This window comes from Amycolatopsis samaneae (assembly GCF_039541975.1).
Taxonomy (GTDB): Bacteria; Actinomycetota; Actinomycetes; order Mycobacteriales; family Pseudonocardiaceae; genus Amycolatopsis; species Amycolatopsis samaneae.
In genome coordinates this window covers 1-2159 of sequence record NZ_BAABHG010000042.1, presented here as the reverse complement: position 1 = coordinate 2159, position 2159 = coordinate 1, and the positions used below count along the sequence as shown (strand labels likewise).

General features: G+C 60.6%; 1 protein-coding gene. It reads left to right on the top strand.

Annotation, left to right across the window (positions count from 1 at the left end):
- Positions 1-601: 601 nt before the first annotated feature.
- A complete protein-coding gene (ltrA, locus tag ABD987_RS44455) occupies positions 602-2038 on the top strand; it encodes a group II intron reverse transcriptase/maturase (protein WP_345409079.1) in 1437 nt (478 codons plus the stop codon).
- The last annotated feature ends 121 nt before the right edge of the window (positions 2039-2159 follow it).

Below are 2159 nucleotides of genomic sequence, written 5' to 3'. Positions count from 1 at the left end.
GTGCGCCATGAGGCGCGTGAGTATCCGAGTGGAGGTGAAAGGCCTCTGACGCTGAATTGTCACAGCAGTTCGGTGAAGCTGAGGGCAGCCTGATTCACGGGAATGGGTGGATCGAGGTGGCAAGCGGCCCTGACAAAGTCGAGTCGTGCCAGTACTGCCAGATGGTGCGGGCTCGGTGAGCGAGACGAGAAGGTATACGAAAGGAATCAGTGTCTGAGGCCTCGTTATGTGGAGCCGACTCGAACCTGGTGGATCAGGGTTGGTATCGCAGTGCGCGTGAACCTAATGAGGGTGTAGCGCCCATCCGGAATTGTTGTTCCGGATAGCCCGTGGAGAAAGTCTGTGGCGTATCCGCGGGGGCTGCCGGGGTAAAGCTGGGTGCCTCACTCGTCGATCGGTATCACGTGAACATGGGAACTGTCGCGGGTCTTCCCTCGATAATGCCGGATCCACCGGCATGAGAGGGTAGATTCATTGTCAATCGAATGGCTCGCGGCGGGGCGGAGCCGTCGTAGTACTCCGAGGCCGGGAAAGCCGGTCACATGGGGAAGGGCGGCAGCGAGTCGAGCAGAGGAGTTGAGTAATGCCAGAAGGATCACCGGTGAACATCGGTGAACTGCTTCTTGTGCCGTTCACGGCTGGGAAGCGGGTACTGGGAATGCAGACAAAACTGCACCAATGGGCGGCGGCCGATCTCGGTCGCCGGTTTGATGATCTATATAACCTCGTGGCCGACCCCGCGTTCCTCGCTGTGGCGTGGGAACGGGTGTCGGGGAACACCGGGGCACGCAGCGCCGGGGTCGATCGGCGGACCGTCCGGTCGATCAGCGAATCCGCGCCGGGTGTCGTTGGGTTTTTGGAGGAACTGCGCGCCGACCTAAGAGCGCGGACGTTCCGTCCGGTCCCGGTCCGGGAACGATATATCCCCAAGTCTGGCGGGAAAACCCGTCGGTTGGGGATACCGACCGTGCGCGATCGGGTCGTTCAGGCCGCGCTGAAGCTGGTCCTGGAACCGATCTTCGAGACCGGGTTTCAGTCTTCCAGCTACGGCTTCCGTCCGCAGCGACGGGCTCAGGACGCCATCGAGGAAATCCGCAAACACGCCCGAGAGGGATATGAGTGGGTTTTCGAGGGTGACATCGCCGCGTGTTTCGACGAGATCGACCACACCGCCCTGCTGGGCTTGGTGCGGCGACGAATCAAAGACAAACGGATCCTGGAGCTGGTCAAATCCTTTCTGCGCGCAGGAATCCTCGGCGAAGACGGCATCGACCGGGATACCCACACCGGAACCCCGCAGGGTGGCATTCTGTCACCCCTGCTGGCCAACATCGCTCTCTCCGAACTGGACGACCACTTCCACCAGCTCTGGGAGAACCACAGGAACTCCTGGACTCGGAGCCGCTACCGGAAACGCGGTGGCGCGACGTTTCGGCTGACCCGCTACGCCGACGATTTTGTCGTCATGGTCAACGGAACCCGGGACCATACGGAACACTTGTGGGGCGAGATCGGGACTATCCTGGCCAGGATCGGGCTGCGGCTCGCTCCGGATAAAACCAGGATCGTCCATATCGACGAGGGATTCGACTTTCTCGGGTTCCGCATCCAGCGGCACCGCCAATACGGAAGCGACCGGCAACTGATCTACACCTATCCGGCGAGGAAGTCGATGACTTCCATCAAACGGAAAGTGAAGACAGTCACCAAACGGATCACTCATCAAAACGCGGATCAACTGTTCCGGCAACTCAGGGCAATGACCCGTGGATGGGCCCAGTACTTCCGGCACGGTTCTTCCAGTAAGGCCTACCACCACCTCCAGAACTACCTATGGTGGCGGGTCTGGGAATGGCTGAAGAACAAACACCCCCGCACCAGCAAGCGGGAAATCATCAACCGCTACTACAGCGGATGGTGGCCGGAATACAACGGTGTCACACTCTGGAAACCCACCACGATGACCATCCAACGTTATCGCTACCGCGGCAACCAGATACCGACACCCTGGGGCAAACCAGTCATAACGCCTGCCTGATGGCAACTCGTGGAGAGCCGGATGCGGTGAAAGTCGCACGTCCGGTTCGGGGGAGCGACATCGGGGAAACGACCCGGGGCAACCCGGGCACCGCGCCCCGTGTCGACTCCTACTGGGCACA